Source organism: Chryseobacterium phocaeense, assembly GCF_900169075.1.
GTDB lineage: Bacteria > Bacteroidota > Bacteroidia > Flavobacteriales > Weeksellaceae > Chryseobacterium > Chryseobacterium phocaeense.
In genome coordinates, this window is record NZ_LT827015.1 from 338,490 (window position 1) to 359,988 (window position 21,499).

The 21,499-nt window shown below is 39.5% G+C and carries 25 protein-coding genes; 12 read left to right on the forward strand and 13 right to left on the reverse strand.

Going from position 1 to position 21,499, the window contains the following annotated elements; genetic code table 11:
• Nucleotides 1-87 precede the first annotated feature (87 nt).
• The 3 genes from B7E04_RS08415 to B7E04_RS08425 form a co-directional block, all read right to left on the reverse strand.
• Entirely contained in the window at nt 88-882 is a 795-nt protein-coding gene (locus B7E04_RS08415; RefSeq protein WP_080778248.1) for a hypothetical protein, read from the reverse strand.
• A gap of 136 nt (nt 883-1,018) precedes the next feature.
• Nucleotides 1,019-2,293, reverse strand: a complete 1,275-nt coding sequence (locus B7E04_RS08420) for an acetyl-CoA hydrolase/transferase family protein (RefSeq protein ID WP_080778249.1) — start codon at nt 2,291-2,293, stop codon at nt 1,019-1,021.
• Nucleotides 2,294-2,317: 24 nt separating this feature from the next.
• The gene (locus B7E04_RS08425; protein ID WP_080778250.1) at nt 2,318-3,505 is read right to left on the reverse strand and encodes a homogentisate 1,2-dioxygenase; all 1,188 of its coding nucleotides are present in this window, start codon (nt 3,503-3,505) and stop codon (nt 2,318-2,320) included.
• A 121-nt stretch (nt 3,506-3,626) separates the two neighbouring features.
• On the opposite strand from B7E04_RS08425, the gene B7E04_RS08430 reads away from it, so the two are divergent.
• Nucleotides 3,627-5,696, forward strand: a complete 2,070-nt coding sequence (locus B7E04_RS08430; protein WP_080778251.1) for a TonB-dependent receptor plug domain-containing protein — start codon at nt 3,627-3,629, stop codon at nt 5,694-5,696.
• Between the two features lie 50 nt (nt 5,697-5,746).
• Entirely contained in the window at nt 5,747-6,154 is a 408-nt protein-coding gene (locus B7E04_RS08435; RefSeq protein WP_228439862.1) for a thioredoxin family protein, read from the forward strand.
• A gap of 418 nt (nt 6,155-6,572) precedes the next feature.
• Here B7E04_RS08435 and B7E04_RS08440 read toward each other — a convergent pair whose 3' ends face one another.
• Nucleotides 6,573-6,938, reverse strand: a complete 366-nt coding sequence (locus B7E04_RS08440; protein ID WP_080778253.1) for a DUF1304 domain-containing protein — start codon at nt 6,936-6,938, stop codon at nt 6,573-6,575.
• Between the two features lie 65 nt (nt 6,939-7,003).
• On the opposite strand from B7E04_RS08440, the gene B7E04_RS08445 reads away from it, so the two are divergent.
• The 3 genes from B7E04_RS08445 to B7E04_RS08455 all read left to right on the forward strand — a co-directional run bounded on the left by B7E04_RS08445 (nt 7,004) and on the right by B7E04_RS08455 (nt 8,520).
• Complete coding sequence (locus B7E04_RS08445) at nt 7,004-7,576, forward strand: Crp/Fnr family transcriptional regulator (protein WP_062653263.1); 573 nt, start codon at nt 7,004-7,006, stop codon at nt 7,574-7,576.
• A 63-nt stretch (nt 7,577-7,639) separates the two neighbouring features.
• Nucleotides 7,640-8,068, forward strand: a complete 429-nt coding sequence (locus B7E04_RS08450; RefSeq protein WP_080778254.1) for a DoxX family membrane protein — start codon at nt 7,640-7,642, stop codon at nt 8,066-8,068.
• Between the two features lie 8 nt (nt 8,069-8,076).
• Nucleotides 8,077-8,520, forward strand: coding sequence for a carboxymuconolactone decarboxylase family protein (locus tag B7E04_RS08455; RefSeq protein ID WP_080778255.1), 444 nt, complete (start codon nt 8,077-8,079; stop codon nt 8,518-8,520).
• A gap of 75 nt (nt 8,521-8,595) precedes the next feature.
• On the opposite strand, the gene B7E04_RS08460 is transcribed toward B7E04_RS08455, so the two are convergent.
• The 6 genes from B7E04_RS08460 to B7E04_RS08485 form a co-directional block, all read right to left on the reverse strand.
• On the reverse strand, nt 8,596-9,567 hold the full coding sequence (locus B7E04_RS08460; RefSeq protein WP_080778256.1) for a cyclase family protein: 972 nt from the start codon (nt 9,565-9,567) through the stop codon (nt 8,596-8,598).
• Nucleotides 9,568-9,633: 66 nt separating this feature from the next.
• Nucleotides 9,634-10,617, reverse strand: coding sequence for an aldo/keto reductase (locus B7E04_RS08465; RefSeq protein WP_080778257.1), 984 nt, complete (start codon nt 10,615-10,617; stop codon nt 9,634-9,636).
• A gap of 388 nt (nt 10,618-11,005) precedes the next feature.
• Entirely contained in the window at nt 11,006-11,680 is a 675-nt protein-coding gene (locus B7E04_RS08470; RefSeq protein ID WP_080778258.1) for a type 1 glutamine amidotransferase domain-containing protein, read from the reverse strand.
• Between the two features lie 79 nt (nt 11,681-11,759).
• Entirely contained in the window at nt 11,760-12,047 is a 288-nt protein-coding gene (locus tag B7E04_RS08475) for a putative quinol monooxygenase (RefSeq protein WP_080778259.1), read from the reverse strand.
• A gap of 2 nt (nt 12,048-12,049) precedes the next feature.
• Entirely contained in the window at nt 12,050-12,934 is an 885-nt protein-coding gene (locus B7E04_RS08480; protein ID WP_080778260.1) for an NAD-dependent epimerase/dehydratase family protein, read from the reverse strand.
• Nucleotides 12,934-13,548 carry an NAD(P)H-dependent oxidoreductase gene (locus B7E04_RS08485; RefSeq protein ID WP_080778261.1) on the reverse strand — a complete coding sequence of 205 codons (615 nt, stop codon included), beginning with the start codon at nt 13,546-13,548 and terminating at the stop codon, nt 12,934-12,936. The genes B7E04_RS08480 and B7E04_RS08485 overlap by 1 nt, the downstream gene beginning before the upstream one ends.
• Nucleotides 13,549-13,718: 170 nt before the next feature.
• Here B7E04_RS08485 and B7E04_RS08490 point away from each other — a divergent pair, with 170 nt between their 5' ends.
• On the forward strand, nt 13,719-14,483 hold the full coding sequence (locus B7E04_RS08490) for a metallophosphoesterase family protein (protein WP_228439864.1): 765 nt from the start codon (nt 13,719-13,721) through the stop codon (nt 14,481-14,483).
• Between the two features lie 41 nt (nt 14,484-14,524).
• Complete coding sequence (locus B7E04_RS08495; protein ID WP_080778262.1) at nt 14,525-15,445, forward strand: LysR family transcriptional regulator; 921 nt, start codon at nt 14,525-14,527, stop codon at nt 15,443-15,445.
• On the opposite strand, the gene B7E04_RS08500 is transcribed toward B7E04_RS08495, so the two are convergent.
• Nucleotides 15,398-15,865: a GNAT family N-acetyltransferase gene (locus tag B7E04_RS08500; protein WP_080778263.1), complete on the reverse strand. Its 468-nt coding sequence runs from the start codon at nt 15,863-15,865 to the stop codon at nt 15,398-15,400. The two genes, B7E04_RS08495 and B7E04_RS08500, sit on opposite strands and share 48 nt — an antisense overlap.
• Complete coding sequence (locus tag B7E04_RS08505) at nt 15,865-16,299, reverse strand: acetyltransferase (RefSeq protein ID WP_080778264.1); 435 nt, start codon at nt 16,297-16,299, stop codon at nt 15,865-15,867. Before B7E04_RS08505 ends, B7E04_RS08500 begins: the two co-directional genes overlap by 1 nt.
• A 218-nt stretch (nt 16,300-16,517) precedes the next feature.
• On the opposite strand from B7E04_RS08505, the gene B7E04_RS08510 reads away from it, so the two are divergent.
• From B7E04_RS08510 to B7E04_RS08525, 5 genes are all read left to right on the forward strand, one after another.
• Nucleotides 16,518-17,141 (forward strand): aldo/keto reductase, encoded by a 624-nt coding sequence (locus B7E04_RS08510; RefSeq protein WP_317043788.1) that lies wholly within the window; start codon nt 16,518-16,520, stop codon nt 17,139-17,141.
• Nucleotides 17,142-17,184: 43 nt separating this feature from the next.
• Nucleotides 17,185-17,382, forward strand: coding sequence for a hypothetical protein (locus tag B7E04_RS22605; protein ID WP_317043812.1), 198 nt, complete (start codon nt 17,185-17,187; stop codon nt 17,380-17,382).
• A 119-nt stretch (nt 17,383-17,501) separates the two neighbouring features.
• Complete coding sequence (locus B7E04_RS08515) at nt 17,502-18,206, forward strand: DNA alkylation repair protein (RefSeq protein ID WP_080778265.1); 705 nt, start codon at nt 17,502-17,504, stop codon at nt 18,204-18,206.
• 300 nt (nt 18,207-18,506) lie between these two features.
• Nucleotides 18,507-19,583: an NAD(P)H-dependent flavin oxidoreductase gene (locus tag B7E04_RS08520; protein ID WP_080778266.1), complete on the forward strand. Its 1,077-nt coding sequence runs from the start codon at nt 18,507-18,509 to the stop codon at nt 19,581-19,583.
• Nucleotides 19,584-19,614: 31 nt separating this feature from the next.
• Nucleotides 19,615-20,058 carry a lipocalin family protein gene (locus B7E04_RS08525; protein WP_080778267.1) on the forward strand — a complete coding sequence of 148 codons (444 nt, stop codon included), beginning with the start codon at nt 19,615-19,617 and terminating at the stop codon, nt 20,056-20,058.
• A gap of 102 nt (nt 20,059-20,160) precedes the next feature.
• Here the strand turns inward: B7E04_RS08525 and B7E04_RS08530 are convergent, their stop codons facing one another.
• Nucleotides 20,161-21,498, reverse strand: coding sequence for a UDP-N-acetylmuramate--L-alanine ligase (locus tag B7E04_RS08530; protein ID WP_080778268.1), 1,338 nt, complete (start codon nt 21,496-21,498; stop codon nt 20,161-20,163).
• Nucleotide 21,499 lies beyond the last annotated feature (1 nt).

The window sequence follows — 21,499 nt, forward strand, 5'->3', positions numbered from 1 at the left end:
GGGTTGTCTACATTTGTTATCACAAAGAACAAGTGAAAAAAAGAATATTTTCGAAACAGGAAAGCCGTAGAACTTCTACGGCTTTCTTTATTTTTCTATTTCAAATTTCCTGTTCAGTCTTCCGGCATCGGGATTATAGTTGTCCCAGATCTTCCATACATTGTCTATTTTTCGGATAAAATAGATCTGGGTATTGAGCTGATTCACAAAATGTTCCTCTCCGGTTTCCCCTACTTTAAACAGAAGATTCCAGAACTCTTGGGTTTCCAGTATTTTTTTATCCGGTTCATCCGTCACCAGATGAATATCAAAAACTTCATAGTTGGAACGGTTGTTTTTGGTGACCAGCTGAAAATCCCGTTCACATAATTCTTTGCTGAACTGTGAAGTTCTTTCTAAAAATGGCGAGCCGCTAAAGACCAGCTCCTGAAAAATTTCAGTTTTATGATCCGGAAAATTTTTGTAAAACTCAAACGTGGTGGCGCAGTAATCATACACCATTTTTGTAAGAAACTCCAGGCTGCCGGCGGGTTCTTTTTCGCGGTTATTTAACTTTAAAGATTGTATATAATCATTTAAGTCCTTATAACCAAGGAAAATACAGATCTTATCCAGTGTTTTCAGGAACCTGAGATCATTATGGGTTTTATCCTGATAATCATTTTCAAAAAAACGCTGTAACGTAACGTGTGATATTGTATTGCCTATTTCAAATTTTTTTCCGCCTTTTAGTTCTTCAGCTTCAGATAATTCATCCTTTATAATTTCGGAAAGAATAATATAATGGCTTCTCTTCCATTCACTCACATTCCCCAAAACAGAATTCCTTACCTTAGAATGTTTTTCAACTTCTTCCCGTATTGAATTATATATCGTTTTCAATTTCCTTGGTTTTGAATGAGTTTATCAAAAACACTGCCAAATGTTAAAGTTTTATTAAGATTCATTTTGTTTTTATTCATAAAAACACACACCTCACTTTTGAGAGATATGTTATATAAACTTTAAAATATTATTTTTATTGTTTAAACCTTTCGTAAGCAGCTCTTTCCAGCATTTCCCTGTCGTCCGGATGGGCAATACTGATCAGTTCCTGCGCTCGCTGTCGTAGGTTTTTACCATAAAGATAGGCTGTGCCATATTCGGTTACTACATAATGAATATGCCCTCTTGTTGTTACCACCCCTGCTCCCTGCTTAAGGAAAGGAACGATTCTCGAAACTCCTTTTTTGGTTCTTGAAGTGATGGCAATGATCGGTTTTCCGTCTTCACTTAAAGCAGCTCCTCTCATAAAATCCATCTGTCCTCCGATTCCGCTGTACTGAAGTGTTCCGATGGAATCTGCACAAACCTGCCCTGTAAGGTCTATTTCAATGGCAGAATTGATGGCTACCATCTTTTTGTTCCTCATGATATTGATCGGGAAATTGACGTCACTTACATCCTTGAATGCAAAAACGGTATTGTCATCCACATAATCATACAGTTTTCTTGTTCCGAAACAGAAACTGGTGATTGTCTTATTATCGTTGTAGCCTTTATATTTATTATTGATCACATCATTCTGGATCAGGTCTATCACCCCGTCACTCAGCATTTCCGTATGAACTCCAAGGTCTTTGTGATTGTTCAGGCATTTAAGCACGGCGTCAGGAATGGTCCCGATCCCCATCTGTAAGGTTGATCTGTCCTCAATAAGCTCTGCCACATTTTTTCCCACCAGCATTTCCTCAGGACCCACCTTTGAACCATAATCTACGGTAGGAAGTTCCTCTTCATGCCATACCAGCTTATGGATCCGGCTGATATGGATCATCCCGTCTCCGTGCGTTCTCGGCATTAATGGATTGACGATGGCAACAATGAGTTTGGCCGTATCCACAGCTGCTCTGGCCACATCCACAGAAGTTCCAAGGGTACAGAATCCATGTCTGTCCGGTGGAGAAACCGTTACTAAGGCCACATCCAGCGGCAGGATATTTTTTCTGAATAAAATAGGGATCTCACTGAGGAAAACGGGAACAAAATCTCCGCGGTCAGAATTCACTGCATCCCGCACCGGAGTGGATACAAATAGAGAGTTGACAAAGAAACTGTTCTTGTATTCCGGCTTTGCTATTTCCACGTTTCCCTGCTGGGTAATGGAAACCATTTCTACATTTTCCAGGCGATGGGACTGTCTTGCCAGCTCATCAATTAAATAATTCGGGGTGCATGCACTTCCGTGGAAAAATACGCGGTTTCCGCTTTTTACTGTATATATCGCTTCTTCTGCACTAATATAATTGTACATAATGAAATTTTTATGGGTGATTTTTTATTCCTGTGAACGGTCTTCCATGGTTTTGTCAGATTCCTCCAGCCATGAGGTTTTATAGGATGGATCTTCCACTTTTAAGGCTTCTTCAGTGATTTTCAGCGGACGGAAAGGATCTACCATCACGGCATATTCTTCAGTGAATTTTTTTCCGATACTTCTTTCCATAGCTCCAGGGTGAGGTCCGTGTACGATGCCTCCAGGGTGTAAGGTGAAGTCCATCAGGTCAATATGGTTACGGCTCATGAAGTCACCTTCCGTATAGAATAAAACTTCATCGGAATCGATGTTTGAATGGTTGTATGGAGCCGGAATTGCCAATGGATGGTAATCGTACATTCTGGCACAGAACGAGCAGACTACGAAATTATGGCCTTCAAAATTCTGGTGTATTGGCGGCGGTTGGTGAATTCTTCCTGTAATAGGTTCAAAATTCTTGATATTAAATTTATACGGATAAAAATAGCCATCCCAGCCTACGACATCAAACGGATGGGTGGCGTAGATGAAATCCGTGATCTGGTTTTCCTTTTTTACTTTAATTAAAAATTCTCCTTTTTCGTCCACAGGTTCTTTGAAAACCGGAGCGATCATATCTCTTTCGCAGAACGGAGAATGTTCCAGCAGCTGTCCGAATTCATTTCTGTAACGCTTTGGTGTGTAAATAGGAGAGTGGCTTTCAAGCACAAAAAACACCGTGTCTTCGGATTTGAGTTCCACCTGGTAAATGGTTCCTCTCGGAATGATAAGATAATCACCTGTTACAAATTCCAGGTCACCAACAAAAGTTTTCAGAATCCCGGTGCCCTGGTGTACGTATAGAAGTTCATCACATTCAGCGTTTTTATAGAAATAATCCATAGATTTTCTCGGCTTGGATAATCCCATTTTCAGGTCATTGTTCATCAGAAGGATCTTTCTGCTGTCCATAAAATCGTCCTCAGGCGTTACATTCATTCCCTTAAACATTCTCGGAGCCACATTTTTCTCTACCGCAATCTTTGGTGTCACATCTTTGGCCGGACCAATGGATTTTATCTGGGTTGGGCGGTGTATATGATAAAGCAGTGAGGAAATTCCGTGAAAGCCTTCTGTTCCGAAAAGCTGTTCATAGTAAAATTTATCTTCCGGTGATTTAAAAATCGTATGTCTTTTTGGTGGGATGTTTCCCGCGTGATGATATCTCATTTTACTTTTATATGTAGTTTCTCAAATTTAGTCATTTTTCGCGAATTGATTTCAACAACATTTATCATGGTGTTTGGTAATTCAAAAATAATTGTTAGATTTGTCTAACAATTTTGATTTCATGAAGCGAATACTATTTTTTTCTGTTTTTTTATCCTCTTTTTGTTTTGCTCAGGAAAGCGACAGCCTGAATGTACAGCAACCTTTACAAAGAGATTCTGCAGCAGTGCCCAAAGCAAGTGTGAAAACCAATGCTATTGATGATGTGGTGATGACCGGAAGTTTAAAACCGTTCAGCAGGTCAAAAAGTCCTGTTGCTGTAGAGGTGTACAGCCAGAAGTTTTTCCAGAAAAATCCTACTCCAAGTATTTTTGAAGCCATTGCCATGGTGAATGGAGTAAAACCTCAGCTGAACTGTTCCGTTTGTAATACCGGAGACATTCATATCAATGGTCTGGAAGGGCCTTATACCATGATCCTGATCGATGGAATGCCTATCGTAAGTTCACTTTCAACGGTATATGGTTTAAGCGGAATTCCCAACAGCCTTGTTGACAGGATTGAGGTGGTAAAAGGTCCGGCCTCTTCTATTTATGGTTCTGAAGCCATGGGGGGCGTGATCAATATTATCACTAAAAATGCGCTGACCGCTCCAAAATTAAGTGTAGATCTGATGACCAGCACCTGGAGTGAAAATAATCTTGATCTTTCAACAAAATTCAATGTTGGTAAAAATGCGGCAGCACTGTTAAGTTTAAATTATTTCAGTTTTAAGGAAAGAATAGATCAGAACAAAGACAATTTTACCGATTCGGCATTGCAGAGCAGGATTTCTGTTTTTAATAAATGGAATTTCCAGCGAAAGGAAAACCGCCAGGCAAGTTTTGCCCTGAGATATCTGTATGAAGACCGTTTCGGAGGCGAGATGCAGTGGAACAAGTCTTACCGTGGAAGCGGTGATGTATACGGTGAAAGTATTTATACCAACAGAGCGGAAGTTTTTGGACTGTATCAATGGCCTTTAAAGGAATATATTGTGACCCAGTTTTCCTATAACTACCATGACCAGAATTCTTTTTATGGCAGCAATCCCTATGATGCCCTTCAGAAAGTAGCATTTGCACAGACTTACTGGAGTAAAAAAATAGGGCAGCATGATCTTACAGGAGGAATTACATTTAAAAGAACATTTTATGATGACAATACACCCGGAACTTTGTCTTCAGACGGAATCACAAATGCACCGATGAAGTCTCCGATCTGGGGAGCTTTTGTTCAGGACCAATGGGATATCAATGATAAGCATACGTTATTGGTTGGATATCGTTTTGATTATGACAAGATCCACCACGAAGTTCATTCCCCAAGATTTGCATGGAAATTTTCCCCGAACCCTTACCACACTTTACGATTCAATTTTGGAACCGGATTCAGGGTGGTGAATCTGTTTACGGAAGATCATGCGGCACTCACAGGCTCGCGGGAAGTAGTGATCAAATCTGATCTGAAGCCAGAGAGATCAGTCAATGGAAATTTAAATTATATCTGGAAAATTCCGGTGGGAAGCCGTATGCTGCAATTGGATGCTTCTGCATTTTACACCTATTTCAGCAATAAGATCGTAGGGGATTTTGATACGGATCCTGATAAAATTATTTATGATAACCTCCACGGATACGGAATTTCAAGGGGTGCTTCACTGAATGTAGATTACAACTTCAATTTCCCACTGAGCATTAATCTGGGGGTGACTTATCTTGATGTATATCAGAAATTTGACGGTGAGACTGAAAAATCACAACAGCTTCATGCACCAAAGTGGAGTGGGACCTATAATCTTTCCTATAAGTTCCCGCATAACCTGACGGTGGATTTTACAGGACAATTCTACGGACCGATGAGGCTTCCTGTATTACCGAATGACTACCGTCCGGAGTATTCACCTTTTTATTCTTTGGCCAATATCCAGGTTTCCAAAAGCTTCAGATCAGGCTTTGAAGTATATTGCGGGATTAAAAACCTTTTCAATTTCACCCCGAAAGATCCATTGATGAGACCGTTTGACCCGTTTGATAAATATGTGGACGACCCTGTAAACAATCCCAACCATTATACTTTTGATACGGCATATGGCTATGCTCCTATGCAGAAGATCAGAGGTTTTCTGGGGGTAAAATATACTTTGAAATGAGAATTTTTATTTTATTTTTAATGTTAGTGCCCTGTTTTTATCTGTCTCAGATGAAGACAGGCACTTTTTCCGATCTTGAATCCCTGATGGAAAAAGATCCGAAACCTGTCATCATCCATTTGTATACAGACTGGTGCTCAGTCTGTAAAATGGAGAAATATAATCTGAATAAAGACAAAGAAGCTGTAGATCTGGTTAATGACAATTTTTATCTGGTCAATTTTGAAGCTGAAAAAACGAAGGAAAAGATAACGTTTCAGGGAAAAGAGTTCGGATATCTGCCGAATGGAAGTTCAGGAATTCATGAGCTGGCTCTGGCGCTGTCCAGAAATAAGGATCAGCCTGTCTATCCTTTGTGGATCATTCTTGATAAAGATCAGAAACTGGTATACTACCATGAAGGCATGCTGAAGCCAGAAACCATGAAGCAGAAACTTCTGGAAATTTCTGCTTTGTAGCTTTTGTTGGACAATGTCAGAACGAAATCTTTGCCCCTGCAATGACGGGGTGCTCACTAAACACATTAAGGAATAGCTGAAAATCTTCGATTTTGAAACTTAAATCTAAAGTTTGGGTATAATAATTTTCTTCTCGCGCAGATTGTGCAGATTATACAGATTTTATTTTAAAATTCCATACTTACAGATATTGTACCTATGATAAATCTGCTCGATTTGCGTAATCTGCGTGCAAAAAACTGCGGACAGAACGCATTCGTCATTGCGAATCGTAGTTTCTGAACGATTTTCGCAGAGTTTCAGTCTGATTACAAGGGCAGGGTTCAATTTTATCGGAGATAAAATCCTTGCGCCTTAAAACAACAAAACAAGAAAAAAACTCGTGTCTTTGCGATTTCCAACAAAATAAATTTGAAATTTACTTCAAAAGCACGGCAATAATTGCCAATATCGCAGGCAAAGCCTGAACAAAGAATATTTTTTTCGCAGCAGAAACAGCTCCATAAATTCCTGCAACCGCAACACAGCCCAGGAAAAATAAGGAAACATTGGTTTGCCATTTCGGATCATCAATAAGGAATGACCAGATCAGTCCTGCCGCAAGGAAACCATTATACAGCCCCTGATTGGCAGCCAGACCTTTTGTGGGTTTAAACATTTCAGCCGGTAATGCCGCTTTGAATACCTCTCTCCCTTTGGTTTCCCAGGCGAACATTTCCATCCACAGGATATAGATATGTTCCAGTGCAACAACAGCAATCAGAATTTTAGCAACGAGTTCCATGATTTATTATTTTGTCATTGTAAAACTAAAAAAATAAAGTTAAGTTTGATCATTCAATTGAAAAGATGGATACTTTCAAAGAACATTTAAATAAGTTTGTTAAGGTTTCGGATGAAGAATATGCTTCAGTACGTTCTTTTTTTAAAGAGATGGAAGTGAAAAAAAAGCAGGACCTGATGCTTCACGGCGAAATCTGCAGATCCATGTATTTTGTAATGACAGGCTGTTTGAGAAAGTTTTTTATTAATGAAAAAGGATCAGAACAGACCACTGAATTTGCCATAGAAAACTGGTGGATTACAGATACCTTCGCGTATGAAAGACAGATTCCGTCCGATTTTTCTATCCAGGCTGTGGAGCGTTCCAGCATCCTCGTTATTGATCTTCAGCAGCAGGAACTTCTTCTGCAGAAGCATCCCGTGATGGAACGGTATTTCAGAATGATCTACCAAAGAGCTTATGCCGCTTCAGAGCGGAGAATCCGTTATTTATATGAGATGTCCAGGGAAGAACTGTATGTACATTTCAGTACCTTGTATCCATGGTTTATTCAACGGATTCCACAGTATTTAATTGCTTCTTTTCTGAATCTTACCCCGGAATACCTGAGTGAAATCAGGGCAAAATTACGTTCTTAAACCAGTTTAAGATTTTTAACGATTATAAGTCGGAAATTTGTCATGTAATTAAAAGCCAATATCATGACAGACCAAAATATCAGGTTTCCGCAGCTATTTTTAAGACTTGCCATCGCGGTGACCATGCTTTCAGCAGTGGCGGACCGATTCGGTTTCTGGGGTGCGAACTCTGCCTGGGGAAACTGGGCCAATTTTGAAGCCTATACAAGAAAACTTACTTTTTTTCTTCCGGAATCCATGAGCGTTGTTTCAGCGTATGCGGCAACTTTTTTTGAAATCTTATTTCCTGTAATGCTCCTTTTAGGCTGGAAGACTAAACTGGGAGCATATGGCGCAGGTTTTCTGCTGTTGATTTTTGCCTTTTCAATGACCTTCGCATTAGGAGTTAAGGCTCCCTTTGACTACTCGGTGTGGGTAGGAAGCGCAGCCGCATTTTTACTGGCGGTTCAGCCAAAATATTTTTTTAGTATTGATCATTTAACCCATAAATAAATAATAGTATGAGCGCAAGATTAGATATTGCCAAAGTAGATTCAGCAGCTTACAAAGCTATGCTTGGACTGGAAGGATACCTTCAGACCATTTCTTTAAACCACATTCAGAAGGAATTAATTAAGCTCAGAGCTTCACAGATCAACAAATGTGCTTACTGCCTGGATATGCACAGCAAAGATGCCATTAAATACGGAGAAAGTATGCAGAGAATTTTCATCCTTGACGGGTGGAGAGAAGCGAAAGATCTTTTCACGGAGGAAGAACAGGTTCTGCTGGCCATGACGGAAGAAATTACGCTGATCAGCGATAAGGGACTTACAGAAGAAACATTTCAGAAGGCAAAGCAATATTTTGATGATGCTGCGATCTCCCAGATCATTATGGCTATTGTAACCATCAATGCGTGGAACAGAATTGCCATAAGTACTCATCTGGAAGTTCCAAGATAGTTTTTTGTTTAGAACGTTATTAACGGGAAGAGCCTTCATTTTTTTTGAAGACTCTTTTTTGTAATGCTGAATATTTTAGTAAATAGCAACAGGATTGATGTTCACCTGTGTAGATCCGGTATACAAAGGCTGTCCCAGGACAAATAAAAACTCCCAGATCTTTTTCTTTACCAGTGCTCGGCTGTCGATCAGTTCAAGATTATAAATTCCTTTTTTGGCCAGCATAAACTGGTTGATAGGAAATCCTTCCTTAGATTTCGGATTAGGATATACTTCTGATGCCCAGGTATCACCTCCGAACGCAACAATTCCCTGCTCAGCAAGCCATTGTGCCGCTTCCATCCCGATTCCGGGTTCTGTTTCCAGGAATTTCTGATTGTCTTTCCCAATCAGTTCCAGCCATCCGGTATTGAACAGAACAACATCTCCCTTTCTAAGCGTGATTCCCTGTTTCTTTAAAACGACTTTGATATCCGCTGTCGTAAATTCTGTACCTCCCGGAACAACAGGTTTTCCATAGTGAGCAGTCATATCCAGAACCACACCGCGGGTAACAAACGGAGGAACTTTCTCAATCCCTAATTTCTTTACACCTTCCACGGTTACAAAATCAACGGCTTTATTTCCGTTGTAGTAAGTATTGTCAATTCCGATATGGCCTATGCCGTTCAGCTGGGTTCCTACTCCGGTCCATCCGTTGACAAGCTCATCATTGAATGTGAATTTATTCGGTCCAAGGCTTTTTCCTCCCTGCTCACCGGGCTGGATATTATACAGATTAAAACTTCTGTGTCTGAAAGCGGGAAGGTTTTTATCGATGGCCACAGCTAAGGGAATGGTTTTTCCCTGTTTTACTAATCCTATGGCTTGCTTTACCACTTCCGGAGTCAGCAGATTGGCGGCTCCTATTTCGTCATGGGCTCCGTATGCAGAAGGATACCAGGATGTATCGTCAGGGTTGATGCTCAGGTTTTGTGCCTTTAAGGAAAGGTTGTTGAAGGTCAATAGAATAACCAACCCGAACATTCTGATCAGATTATTTTTCATTTTTATGAGGTTAAAAGAGAAAATCAGTAAACGGTTTATCGTAAACAGCTTACTGATGATATGATATTAAATTTCGCTGAGTGCTGTATTGATGAAATTCAGCTCGTCCTGAGAAAGTTCAATGGACATGGCCTGAGCGTTTTCTATAGCCTGCTGCGCATTTCTGGCTCCCGCTAAAACTACTGTAATGGCTGGCTGTAAGGTAGTCCAGCGTAATACCAGTTGTGAAAGTGTAGCTCCTTTTTCTTTTGCAACAGGTTCTATTTTTTCAAGGAAAGATTTTACTTTATGTAGATCAAACTGTGAGAAATAGCCGTTTCTGTGGTCATTATCTTTCAGCTTATTGTCCTTGAAGTATTTTCCGGTGAGAAGCCCTCTTTCCATTGGGCTGTACACAATAATTCCTGAATTGTTTTCCAAAGAATAAGGGACAAGATCATTTTCAATAGCTCTGTTCAGCATACTGTACGCCACCTGGTTGCTGGCCAGATGGAGGGTTCTGTTACCTTCCTGCATTTGCGGAACCGAATAATTACTGACTCCGGCTGCAAGGATTTTTCCCTGCTGGATAAGGACTTCCATGGCTTCCATTGTTTCGCAGATCGGTGTTGTGCTGTCCGGCCAGTGAAGCTGCAAAAGATCAATATAATCTGTTCCCAGTCTTTTCAGGCTTTCTTCCACTTCCTTGATGACATTGGCTTTTGAAGCATATTTGTAAACAGGAAGAATTTTTCCTTCATCTTCAGCATCAAAAAAGAATTCGCCTTTTCCATTGTTGCTGCCGTCCCAAACGAGCCCGAACTTCGTCAGTAACTGGATTTTTGAACGGTCTTTTCCTTTAATGGCTTCGCCGATCATTTCTTCGCTGAGCCCGAAACCGTAAAAAGGTGCCGTGTCAATAGAAGTTACGCCGTGATCCAAAGAAGCGTGAATTGAATTGATGGAATCCTGTTTCTCATTTCCGCCCCACATATTCCCGCCGATAGCAAAGGCTCCGTGGGTAATTGCAGACAGTTCCAGTTCCGTATTTCCTAATTTTCTGTATTCCATTTTTTTGTTTTGAATTGAATGTTGATGTAAATTTTAAGTGATTTAGATAATAGCTTTAAAGTATTAAGGTTTTTAAGGAGGTAAGAATGGTTTAGAAAAAAACTATAGATTTTGTATCAGTAACAAAGCTTAAGGCAACGCTAAACTTAATATTCTTAACAACTTAAACTGTTCTTAATGGTTAAGAAAATATTTAATAAGCTTTACATAAGTGTAAATATTCAAAGTTTTTAGTTTTATTTTCCCACAGATGGCGCAGATTTTCACAGATGTATTGCATAAAAATCTTTGATTTTTTAAAAACTTAAGTGAGCTTCTACGCATTCTGATATTAAACTTTCAAATCACTAAAGTGTTAAAATTTTTACACCTTTTGTGGTTAAAAAAATTATTTGCTAAGTTCCTTTAAAATAGCTTCCCCCACACTTTTCGCAGACTGAGGATTCTGCCCGGTGATCACTCTTTGATCTGTCACCACGTGGTTCTGCCACAATCCTGATTTTTCAAATTTTGCGCCTCTTTCCTTCAGTTTTTCTTCCAGAAGAAACGGAACTACGTTGGTCAGTTTCACCTCGGCTTCTTCCTCATTAGTGAAGGCGTTGATCTTTTTGCCATCTACCAGATATTTTCCATTGCTGAGTTTAATATTGACAAGACCAGCAGGGCCGTGGCAAACGCCAGCTACAATGCCATTGTTTTCATAGATTTTCGAGGCTATCGCGGCCAGTTCCGTATTATCGGCAAAATCCCACATCGCTCCGTGGCCTCCTGCATAGAATATCGTACCGTAATCGTTTGGATTCACCTGGGAAGGCTGTAAGGAATGGTCAATTTTATTTTTGTATTCCTTGTTTTCCCAGAATTCTTTGTTTACGGGATCCTTTAAATCAAATCCGTCTACAGGAGGAGTTCCGCCTTTCGGGCTTACAAAATCTATTTCATAACCTGCTTTGTGAAGAACTTCCCATGGATGGGAAACTTCGCCCAGATAATATCCGGTATCTTCTCCGGTGTTTCCTTTTTTGTCATGACTGGTTACGACAAATAAAATTTTCTTTTTCATATTTTTAGATTTTTGGTGTTGTGCATGGATAAATCCTATACTGAATAGGGTTAACAATAGAAATGCTAGTTTTTTCATATCAAAGAATGTGAGTGGTATAAATTTGTGGCTGTTCCTGTAATTTTTCATCAATAATCGCTCCGAAAGCCTGAATGTATGGCTGCTGATTATGCTGTGCCAGTCCTTCTTCGCTTGCCCAGATCTCATAGAAAATGAATTGATTTTTATCTTCAATTCCCTGATGAAGGCTGTAAAGTTCACAAGCTTCCTCTTTTCTGGTTTCCTGTACCATATTCTGAAGAATTTCCAGTACTTCCTTTTGATGTTCCTCTTTTGCTTTTATAACTGCTGTAAGATAGATTTTCATAACTAAATAAAATTTTCAATTGATTGATATTGTGGTTTCCAGCCTAATTCTGTTCGTGCTTTATCAGCATTGCATAAGCTGTTGGATGCAAATCCGAAATATCCGCCTGCAGCACCAAAGGTGAGAACTGCTTCCTGCACACTGACGGACTGCGCCGGTTGTAATTGATATTGTCTGCTTATATTTTCTGCCAGATTTCTGATGGTGGAAGAACCGTTTTCTGCATAATAAAGAGAGCCCGGTTTTGCTTTTTCCAGCGCGAGAACATACAGGTCTGCCAGGTCTTCAATATGAAGATTCGACCATATATTTTCACCTTTTCCGAAATACACCCCAAATCCCTTTTCTTTTGAGAAGTTGATTAATGCCGGAAGCTGAATACTGTCTTTTTTCAATCCCAGACCTTCTCCATACACCATGGTCGGGACAATCACGATGCTTCTGATGTCTTTTTTGGCGGACTGAAGTACATAATCATTGATCAGTACTCTGGAAGCCATTTCCAGTCTTGGATTTAAAGGAATATCTTCTGTGTAGACAAATCCGTTTTTTTCTCCGTTTTCTTTTCCTCCGAAAATAGCGGAACCCGAAGTGAAAATAAATGTTTTACCGCTTCCTTCCAGTAAATTGATAAAACTGTCGACAGTATAGGCATCATCGGCAGAATCAGCTGTGTGGATAACGGCATCAGTCCGGGAGATGGCAGCCTTCAAAACTGTTTGGTCATGCACATGGCCTATAATGGGTTCGATGCCTGCCTGTCTCAGTTTTTCTGCGGCCTCTTCATTGCGGACAAGGCCCGATACCGTGTAGTTTTTCTCTAAAAGCTTTTGCGCAACACTACCCCCGATGTAACCGGTAACTCCTGTTATAAATACTTTTTTCATTAGACCAGCTGAGGTTTAAGTTCTTTCTCGAAAACCTGTTCAAGGTGTTTTCGGTACAGTTTCATATCACGCTCGATATCGGCGTTTTTCTCTACGTCATGGAAGTGGAAACTCTCCATTTTTTCCAGGGAAACAAAAGCATTCATTCTATGGAAACCAAATAACGGTCCATGATCCACACTGGTTTCATTGAAAAATTCTCCGGGAAGCGTGAAGGCTGTTTTGGGAGCATTCCAGCTGGTGGTGACCATGTATTTTCTTCCGCCCAGCATGCCACCTGTACCATAATTGATTTCAGGATTTTCTGCATTTCTTCCGTCACTCATATAAATTCCTTTGGCGTGTCCTGCAGTGAAAACTTCGTCGATATATTTTTTCAGGCCATTCGGAAGCTGGAACCACCAGATCGGGGTATGGTAAATAATATAATCCGCCCAAACAAATTTCTTTACTTCTTCATCTTTATCATAGCCATCTGAAACCTGGGTTGTTTTTATTTCTACATTCCCGAAATTCTTAAGAACTTCCAATGTGTTTTCTGCGATGGTGTCATTATATTTTCCTCCGGAATGTCCGAAATTCTGTCCTCCGTTGATGAGCAATACTTTTTTCATTTGATGATTGTTTAAATTTTATGATGCAAAGTTACAAGGAGGGGTTGTATAATAAAAATAGGATGAATTATAGCTAAGTATTAGAATAATGATAGTTTAAATTTGTCTTTTATGTGAAATGTCATATGCTGAACTCATGTCATTGTTCGTGCTCTCTTGTAAATTTGTTTATGGATAATGGAACAGATATGGTAAAAATTGCGGTTTTCAGTGATGTGCATGGGAATCTTCCGGCGCTTGAGGCAGTGTTGAATGATATTCAAAAAAGAGGAATACAGCAGAAGTTCTGTCTGGGAGATCTTGTAGATTTTGCGCCGTGGGGAAATGAAGTGATTGAAAAAATAAGAGATCTGAATATCCCCTGCCTGATGGGAAACCACGATGAAAGAATAGCTTTTAATATTCCTGTAATTCCTTTATCTAAGCATTCTGAAGAAGAAACGGAAGCAAGATTCGTAGCGATTGATCATTCCAAAAAGAATATTACAGAGACGAATAAAAAATTTTTGTCAGAGCTTCCATTTCATTTAAAATTAAACTATAAAATAGGCAGGAAGCGCTGGAATATCCAACTGGTTCATTCGAGTTTGTCGAGTAATGATACCTATCTTTACGAATCAGAGGATGATGGGGTTTTTGCTGATATGCTGAAAGAATCCCGGTCTGATATCATTGTGATGGGACACACTCATTTATCATTTAAAAAATATCTTAAAACTATGGGCTGGGCGGTGAATTGCGGTTCCGTGGGCCGTTCCAAAGAAGATAACCGGCTTGCTTCATATCTGATCCTCACAATGAATGAAGAGCAGATTTTTCCTGAAATTGTTCAGATTGCTTATCCGATTGAAGAAACAGCTCTCGCAATCGAAGAAAGCGCAATTCCGGATTATTATGCAGCTTTTCTGAGGAATGAAAATACATCAGTATTATAATTATTTTGTAATTTTGTATCAGAATATTTATAATTAAAGTTATGGTCAATTTAGAATGGTACCGCACTTTTAAAGCGATATATAAAACCGGAACCCTCACAGGTGCAGCAGATTCCCTGTTTATTTCACAGCCAGGCGTGAGTCTTCACCTGAGTTCCCTTGAAGCCTACGTAGGCTATAAATTATTCGACAGGACCGGAAGGAAAATGATCCCGACGGAAAGAGGAAAAGTTTTATTCAATGCTGTTTCCGAACCTATTTCCAAGCTGGAAGATGTAGAGAAAAATTTTCAGAAATCTACGGAAAAGCTCACACCGACCATCAGTGTAGGGATGTGCTTTGAAACCTTTCAGACTACTTTGGAGCAGTACGTTTCCACACTTCCTTTTAACCTGATCATCAGTTTTGGTGAATATCCGGAAATGCTGGATCAGCTGGATAAGGGAATCCTGGATCTGATCATTACCCCCAAAAAAGGCGTTTCACCGAATATAGAGCACGAAGCATTTTCATCTGAACAGATCATTCTGGTAGGTGGAAAGGACGTAGACCTGGAAAGCTTTCAGGAAACGGTAGCTACCAAAGGAACGGAACATGTGGAAGAATGGCTGAAACAGGAGAAATGGTACGGAACCACGGGAGATATGGAACATTTATTTCAGTTCTGGATTATGAATTTCGGACATAAACCTAACTTCCGTCCAAACTATATAGTACCGAATCTGAATTCCATCATCCGCTGCCTGAAAGGAGGAACCGGTCTGGCCGTTATCCCTAATTTCCTGTGTAAAAATGAAATAGAAAGCGGAGAAATTAAGTTGGTCTGGGAAGGAGAAAAAAAGCTGGAAAACACGCTATATTTCGGATGCAGAAAGAAAACCAACTATCAATCCGAGATAGATCATATCAAAGGATTATTCAGAAAGGTCATGGGTAAGAATGATCATGTCGCGCATCTGTAAGCCGTTTTCATAAATGGGGAATGGGTAATTTTCTGTAAAAAAGTCTTTACGTATTCCCTTTTTTATAAAACCATTCTTTTCATAAAACCGGATCTGTTGAAAACCGGTGTCAGAAGTGCCGACACTTAAAACCGTATAGCCGATTTCAGCCGCTATTTTCTTTGATTTATCAATCAGGACACTACCGATTCCCTGGTTTCTGTACTTTTCAGTAACCGCTATATTTTTAATCTCCAATTCTGTCTTACTGTTTGGGTGCAACGCAAATACGGCGATATCTTCATCGCCGTCATTTAAAATATAAATAACAGAATCGAAAATATATCTGTCAATAGCTTCTGCGGTTTCATCTGCAAGGAGCAAGAGTTCATAAGGAATATCCGAACCGGAATCCAGTTTGCGGAAAGTGAATTTATCCATTAAAGACTCATATGAATTAGGGGATAATCTTTTCCTGAGCCATCTTTTTCCGATCTTCCAATTTTCTTAAAGCCCATTTTTTCGTAAAACCCGATGGCTTGTGGATTCTGTTCGTTCACATCTACTTTGGTAAGCCCTGTTGCTTCCTTCATAAATTCGTAAAGCTTTTTGCCGAGTCCTTTTCCCCGTGCATCATTATGAATGAAAAGCATTTCCAGATTGCCCTCTGCTACAGAAGCAAAACCTTTGGCATCATTGTTTTCCGTAATTAAATAGACTTCCAGGTTCGGAAGGTAATCCCTGGGAATTACTTCTTTAAAATAAGTAAAATCTTCTTCTGCAAGAAAATCATGCGTGGCTTTTACTGCGGATTCCCAGATTTCCATAATCCTTGGGTGGTCTTCGGCAGTGGCGGGTCTGATCTGGTATGACATTGTTTTGAGTTTTTGCAAAAATAAGGAATAGATCTTAGAAGTTAGATGTTAGAAATTAGAAGTTAGAAAGTGGAGTACTGTGAATATTTTTAAAGAATTAAAAGGCCAGTGTAGTTAAAAGTACATATAAAAACAGTAAAAATGGTAAGCAGGAATTTCGTTTTTTTATCGGAAATTTGTTAGTCTCTAGATAAATTTTAAACATTAAATTAAATAATATGCAAAAGAAAACGTACGCAGGACAGCCTGTGGTGACTTTAAATAATGGGATGGATATTCCTGCTTTAGGTTTTGGAGTATGGCAGATGGAAAACCTGGCTGAATGCGAAAAAGCAGTAATAAAAGCAATTCATACCGGATACAGGATGATTGATACTGCAGCAATTTACCAGAATGAAACGGCAGTTGGCCAGGCTGTGAAAGACAGCGGTGTGAACAGGGACGAGCTGTTTATCACTTCAAAAGTATGGGTTCAGGACCACGGGTATGAGCAGGCAAAAAAAGCATTCCAGAGAACACTGGACAGATTGCAGATGGACTATTTGGATATGTACCTCATCCACTGGCCGTACGGTGACTTTATCGGAACATGGAAAGCTCTGGAAGAATTATATCATGAAGGAAAAATCAAAGCAATTGGGGTATGTAATTTTACGGTGGAGAAATTAGAGGAATTAAAAGCAAACTCAAAGGTTCTTCCGGTAATTAACCAGATTGAACTTCACCCGGTGTTCCAGCAGAAGGAACTGCAGGTATATGACAGGGAAAACAACATCATCACACAACCATGGAGCCCGCTTGGAAACGGAAATGCAGATCTTTTAAACAAAAGCAGTTGCTGAAAAATATGGAAAAACAGTTGCACAGGTAATCTTAAGATGGCACCTGCAGGAAGGGTTTGTGGTGATTCCTAAATCTGTGACTCCTTCGAGAATTGAAGAAAACTTCAATGTTTTTGATTTTGAGCTTACGGAAGACGAAATGAATATTGTTCGTTCATTAGATACCGGGAAAAGACTCTTCTTCGACCCGAAAGATCCGGAATGGGAGCAGAAGATGCTGAAATCTGTAGCAGATATTTAGTAAAATATATTATAATTATTTCTCCCGCAGATCATGCAGATCATACAGATTTTTTAATACATTTATCTGCCTGATCAGCCTGATCAGCGGGAGATTTTTTTAAATTTTAGATAAAAACCATGACCGCAGTACAATTCATAGAAAAACTGGCCACGTTCAGGAATGAAAAAGAGCTTAACAAAGTTGAGAAATTTTTCAAAGGAAATGACGGAGTAACCAAAGCTTTCGGAGTAAAATTCGGGGATGTTTTCAATACCGCCAAAGAGTTTTCTGCCATGCCCCTGGAAGAGATTAGCAAACTTCTGGACAGTGATTTTTATGAAGTAAGAATGGGTGCGGTGAGCATGATGGACTTCCAGGCCGGAAATAAAAAAACGACTGAAGAAAGGAAAAAACAGCTGTTTGAACTCTATCTGAAACGCCATGACCGCCTGAACAACTGGGACTTTGTAGACCGGGGAGCACGGAATATCATCGGTGAATATCTCGTTGACCGGCCTCGTGATATCTTATACCAGTTGGCCATATCTGAAAACCCTTGGGAAAGAAGGACTGCTATTGTAAGTACCCATGCTTTTATCAGAAAAAATGATATAGAAGATACCTTTACCATTGCGGAAATCCTTGTTCATGATCCCAATGAGCTGGTGAATAAAGCAGTTGGAAGCTGGGTAAGGGAAGCCGGAAAGAAAAATGATCAAAAGTTATATCTCTTTCTTGATCAATACGCAAAGACAATGCCTTCTGCAACCTTTTCCTACGCGACAGAAAAACTCGATACGGAAACAAAAAAACATTATAAAGACCTTCGAAAGAAAGCCTAGATTTTCTCACGTCACTATTCTTAACCAGAAAATAACCACAAATCATCTGTTAAAAACAACCACAAAAGTCACAAAAGTTTTTTTAACACTTAAGTTATTTTTAAGTTTACTATTGGAATGCATTGAAGTTCACATGAGTTTTATTAAAATCAAAGATTTTTATACTAAAATGTTATAAAAAGCTTCCTATGTTTTCTGTAGTAAATTAAACATCTTCAGAGAATTCCGGTGAGTAATATCATGATTTTCAGCTAAAAAATATCATCAGATTTTCGTACATTTTACATAAAATAATTGTCTATGTTCTGGCCTGATACCATCACTAAAAAATTCAATATACAATATCCGCTTATCCAGGCTCCGATGTTTGGTGTAAGCACACCCCAAATGGCCGCCGCAGCTGCAAGAGCCGGATGTCTGGGATCACTCGCTATTGCGGACCTTTCTGCGGATCAGTCCGTTGAGCAGATCAGAGCAACCAGAAAACTGACGGATCAGCCATTTGCGGTCAATATTTTTGTACACAACATTCCGGAAATTACAGATGTTTTACGGGAAAAATACGGAAAGGCGAAACTGTTTATTACCCATCTTGCGAAGGAAAATGATCTGCAGGTTAATCTTCCGGATCTTGAAGATATTAAGGTTAAAACTTACCATGAGCAGGTGGATGTCATTATTGCAGAAGGCTGTAAAATCCTGAGCTTTACATTTGGAAATCTGGATGATCAAAGCATTCAAAAGCTGAAAGAGAATGGAGTCACTCTCATAGGAACCTGTACATCGGTGAAAGAGGCTGTTACTTTGGAAAAATCTGGAATCGATATCATTTGCGTACAAGGGATTGAAGCGGGCGGCCACCGGGGAACTTTCGATGCTGAAAATATCCCAATGATTGGTGGAATGACCTTACTTTCTGAAGTATATGATCATGCAAAAGTTCCGCTTATCTATGCGGGAGGGATTTATAATGGAAAAACCTTAAGGGCTGCAAAAGAACTGGGAGCACAGGGATTTCAGGTTGGAAGTATTTTACTGGCATCGCTGGAAAGCGGTTTGAAACCGTTTGAAAAACAAAGGCTCAAAAAAGCGGCTGAAGAAGATATTGTTTTGACGAAAAGCTTTTCCGGGAGATATGCCAGAGGTATTCAGAATAAATTTATCGAAAATATGGAGGCTTCGGATTATATTTTGCCTTATCCTTATCAGAACAAGCTGACCAATGAGCTTCGCAAGGTTGCAAAAGCATTGGAAAATACGGATTTTGTAAGTATCTGGGCCGGGCAGTCTATTCATCCTTATAGTGACGTGTCCACAGAAGATATCCTGAAAAATCTTATAGGTGAAGCAGAAGGGAATTCGCTGAAATTATTTTAATTTTGTACCTATTGAAGTTTAAAACTAAATTATGAAGAAAAAAGTTCTACCACTGGTGCTGTTTGCCATGATGGGATGTAGTGATAATAATGATGAAAAGCAAGATGATCAGCGTACGATGATTGGAACATGGAAAATGACTAAGGTAGAAGCCTACAGATCTTCTACAAAAGAGACAGAAACGCGTATTCCTACAGGCTGTGATGCAGAAATGACCAATGAATTCAGGTCAGGAGACATGACTACGGTACACTTTATCAGGAAAAATAATGAGTGCGTTCCTGATGAAACGGTAACCAGAAAATATACCTATGACCCGCAATCTAAAAAATTCTGGTATGAAGAAGAGTATGATTATCCTTACATCGTTTCCCAATTAACAGCAACGCAGATGATTCTTGAAAACAATGTGGATGATATTGATAACGATGGTGTTAATGACCTGATTAAATATTATTTTCAGAGAATTAAATAAAATAACAAACACCTTTCAGCCCAGCTGAAAGGTGTTTGTTTATATTATAAACTGCAGGGGTTACACCACATTTTCAAATGATTAAATTTTCAAATTTAAAAATTATTTCGTCAGATCAAGCCCACCAAAATTTCCGGAACTCATCATCAGGAACACCCCGTTGGTTTTATCTAAAGTTTTCCAGTACGCATGAAGATCTTCAGCATTGGTGAACACTTTTAAGGCTGCATTTTTAAATTTTTCCTTAATGAATTCAGGAGAAATTGGTTCCATTCTTTTGATTTTTAAAGCATCTTCGGAATAAAAAACAACTGCTTCATCCAATCCATCCATCGCATGGTCATATTGTTCCAGAAAGACAGGATTAAGGCTTGAATAGGTATGAAGTTCAAGAAACCCATATTTCTTTTCCTTTTTAAACTGCTCCTGAAATGCTTTTACTGTTGCCTTTACTTTACTTGGTGCGTGCGCAAAATCTTTGTATAAGGTTCCCTGGTCTTCTCTCTCTATTTTTTCAAGGCGTTTTGAGGCGCCTTTAAAGCTCATAATGGCTTCATAGAAAGCTTCGTCCATAATTCCCAGCTGCTGGCAGATATGTCTTGCCCCTTCCATATTCAGTAAATTGTGAGACCCGAAAACAGAAAGCGGAACATCTCCCATTTCAGTTTTTAAATATACTTTCCCGTTGGTGATTTCATATTCCGGGGTTTTGTAAGGGATTTTTCTGAAATAATTTTCAGCGGCATCCACTACTTTTACCACTTCGGCATCTTCTTCATTGTATACCAAAACTCCGCCGGGAGTAATGCTTGCCACGAATTTTCTGAACTGATCTATATAATCATCGAAGGTTTTAAAAACATTGATATGGTCCCATGCGATACCGCTCATTAAAGCAATATTCGGCTGATACAGAAGAAACTTGGAACGCAGATCAATAGGTGAGGAAAGGTATTCATCTCCTTCCAGCACCATAAAATCATTGTCCTGGGTGAGTTTTACCATACAGTCGAAGCCTTCCAGCTGTGCTCCTACCATAAAGTCTACGTCTTTCTGGTGAAAATTAAGCACATGAAGGATCATGGAAGTAATTGTTGTTTTTCCGTGTGAACCGGCAATGACTACTCTTGTTTTGTTTTTCGATTGCTCGTAAAGAAACTCAGGGTATGAATAAATCTTCAAACCCAGCTCTTTTGCTCTTGCCAGCTCAGGATTATCCTGATGTGCATGCATTCCGAGGATAACCGCATCGATATCGGCAGTGATCTTTTCCGGGAACCAGCCCATTTCCTGGGGTAAAATACCTTTCTTTTCCAGTCTGGACTTCGAAGGCTCAAAAATAGCATCATCTGAACCGGTCACCTGGTATCCTTTGTCTTTTAAAGCAATAGCAAGGTTATGCATGGCGCTTCCGCCTATAGCAATGAAGTGGGTTTTCAAT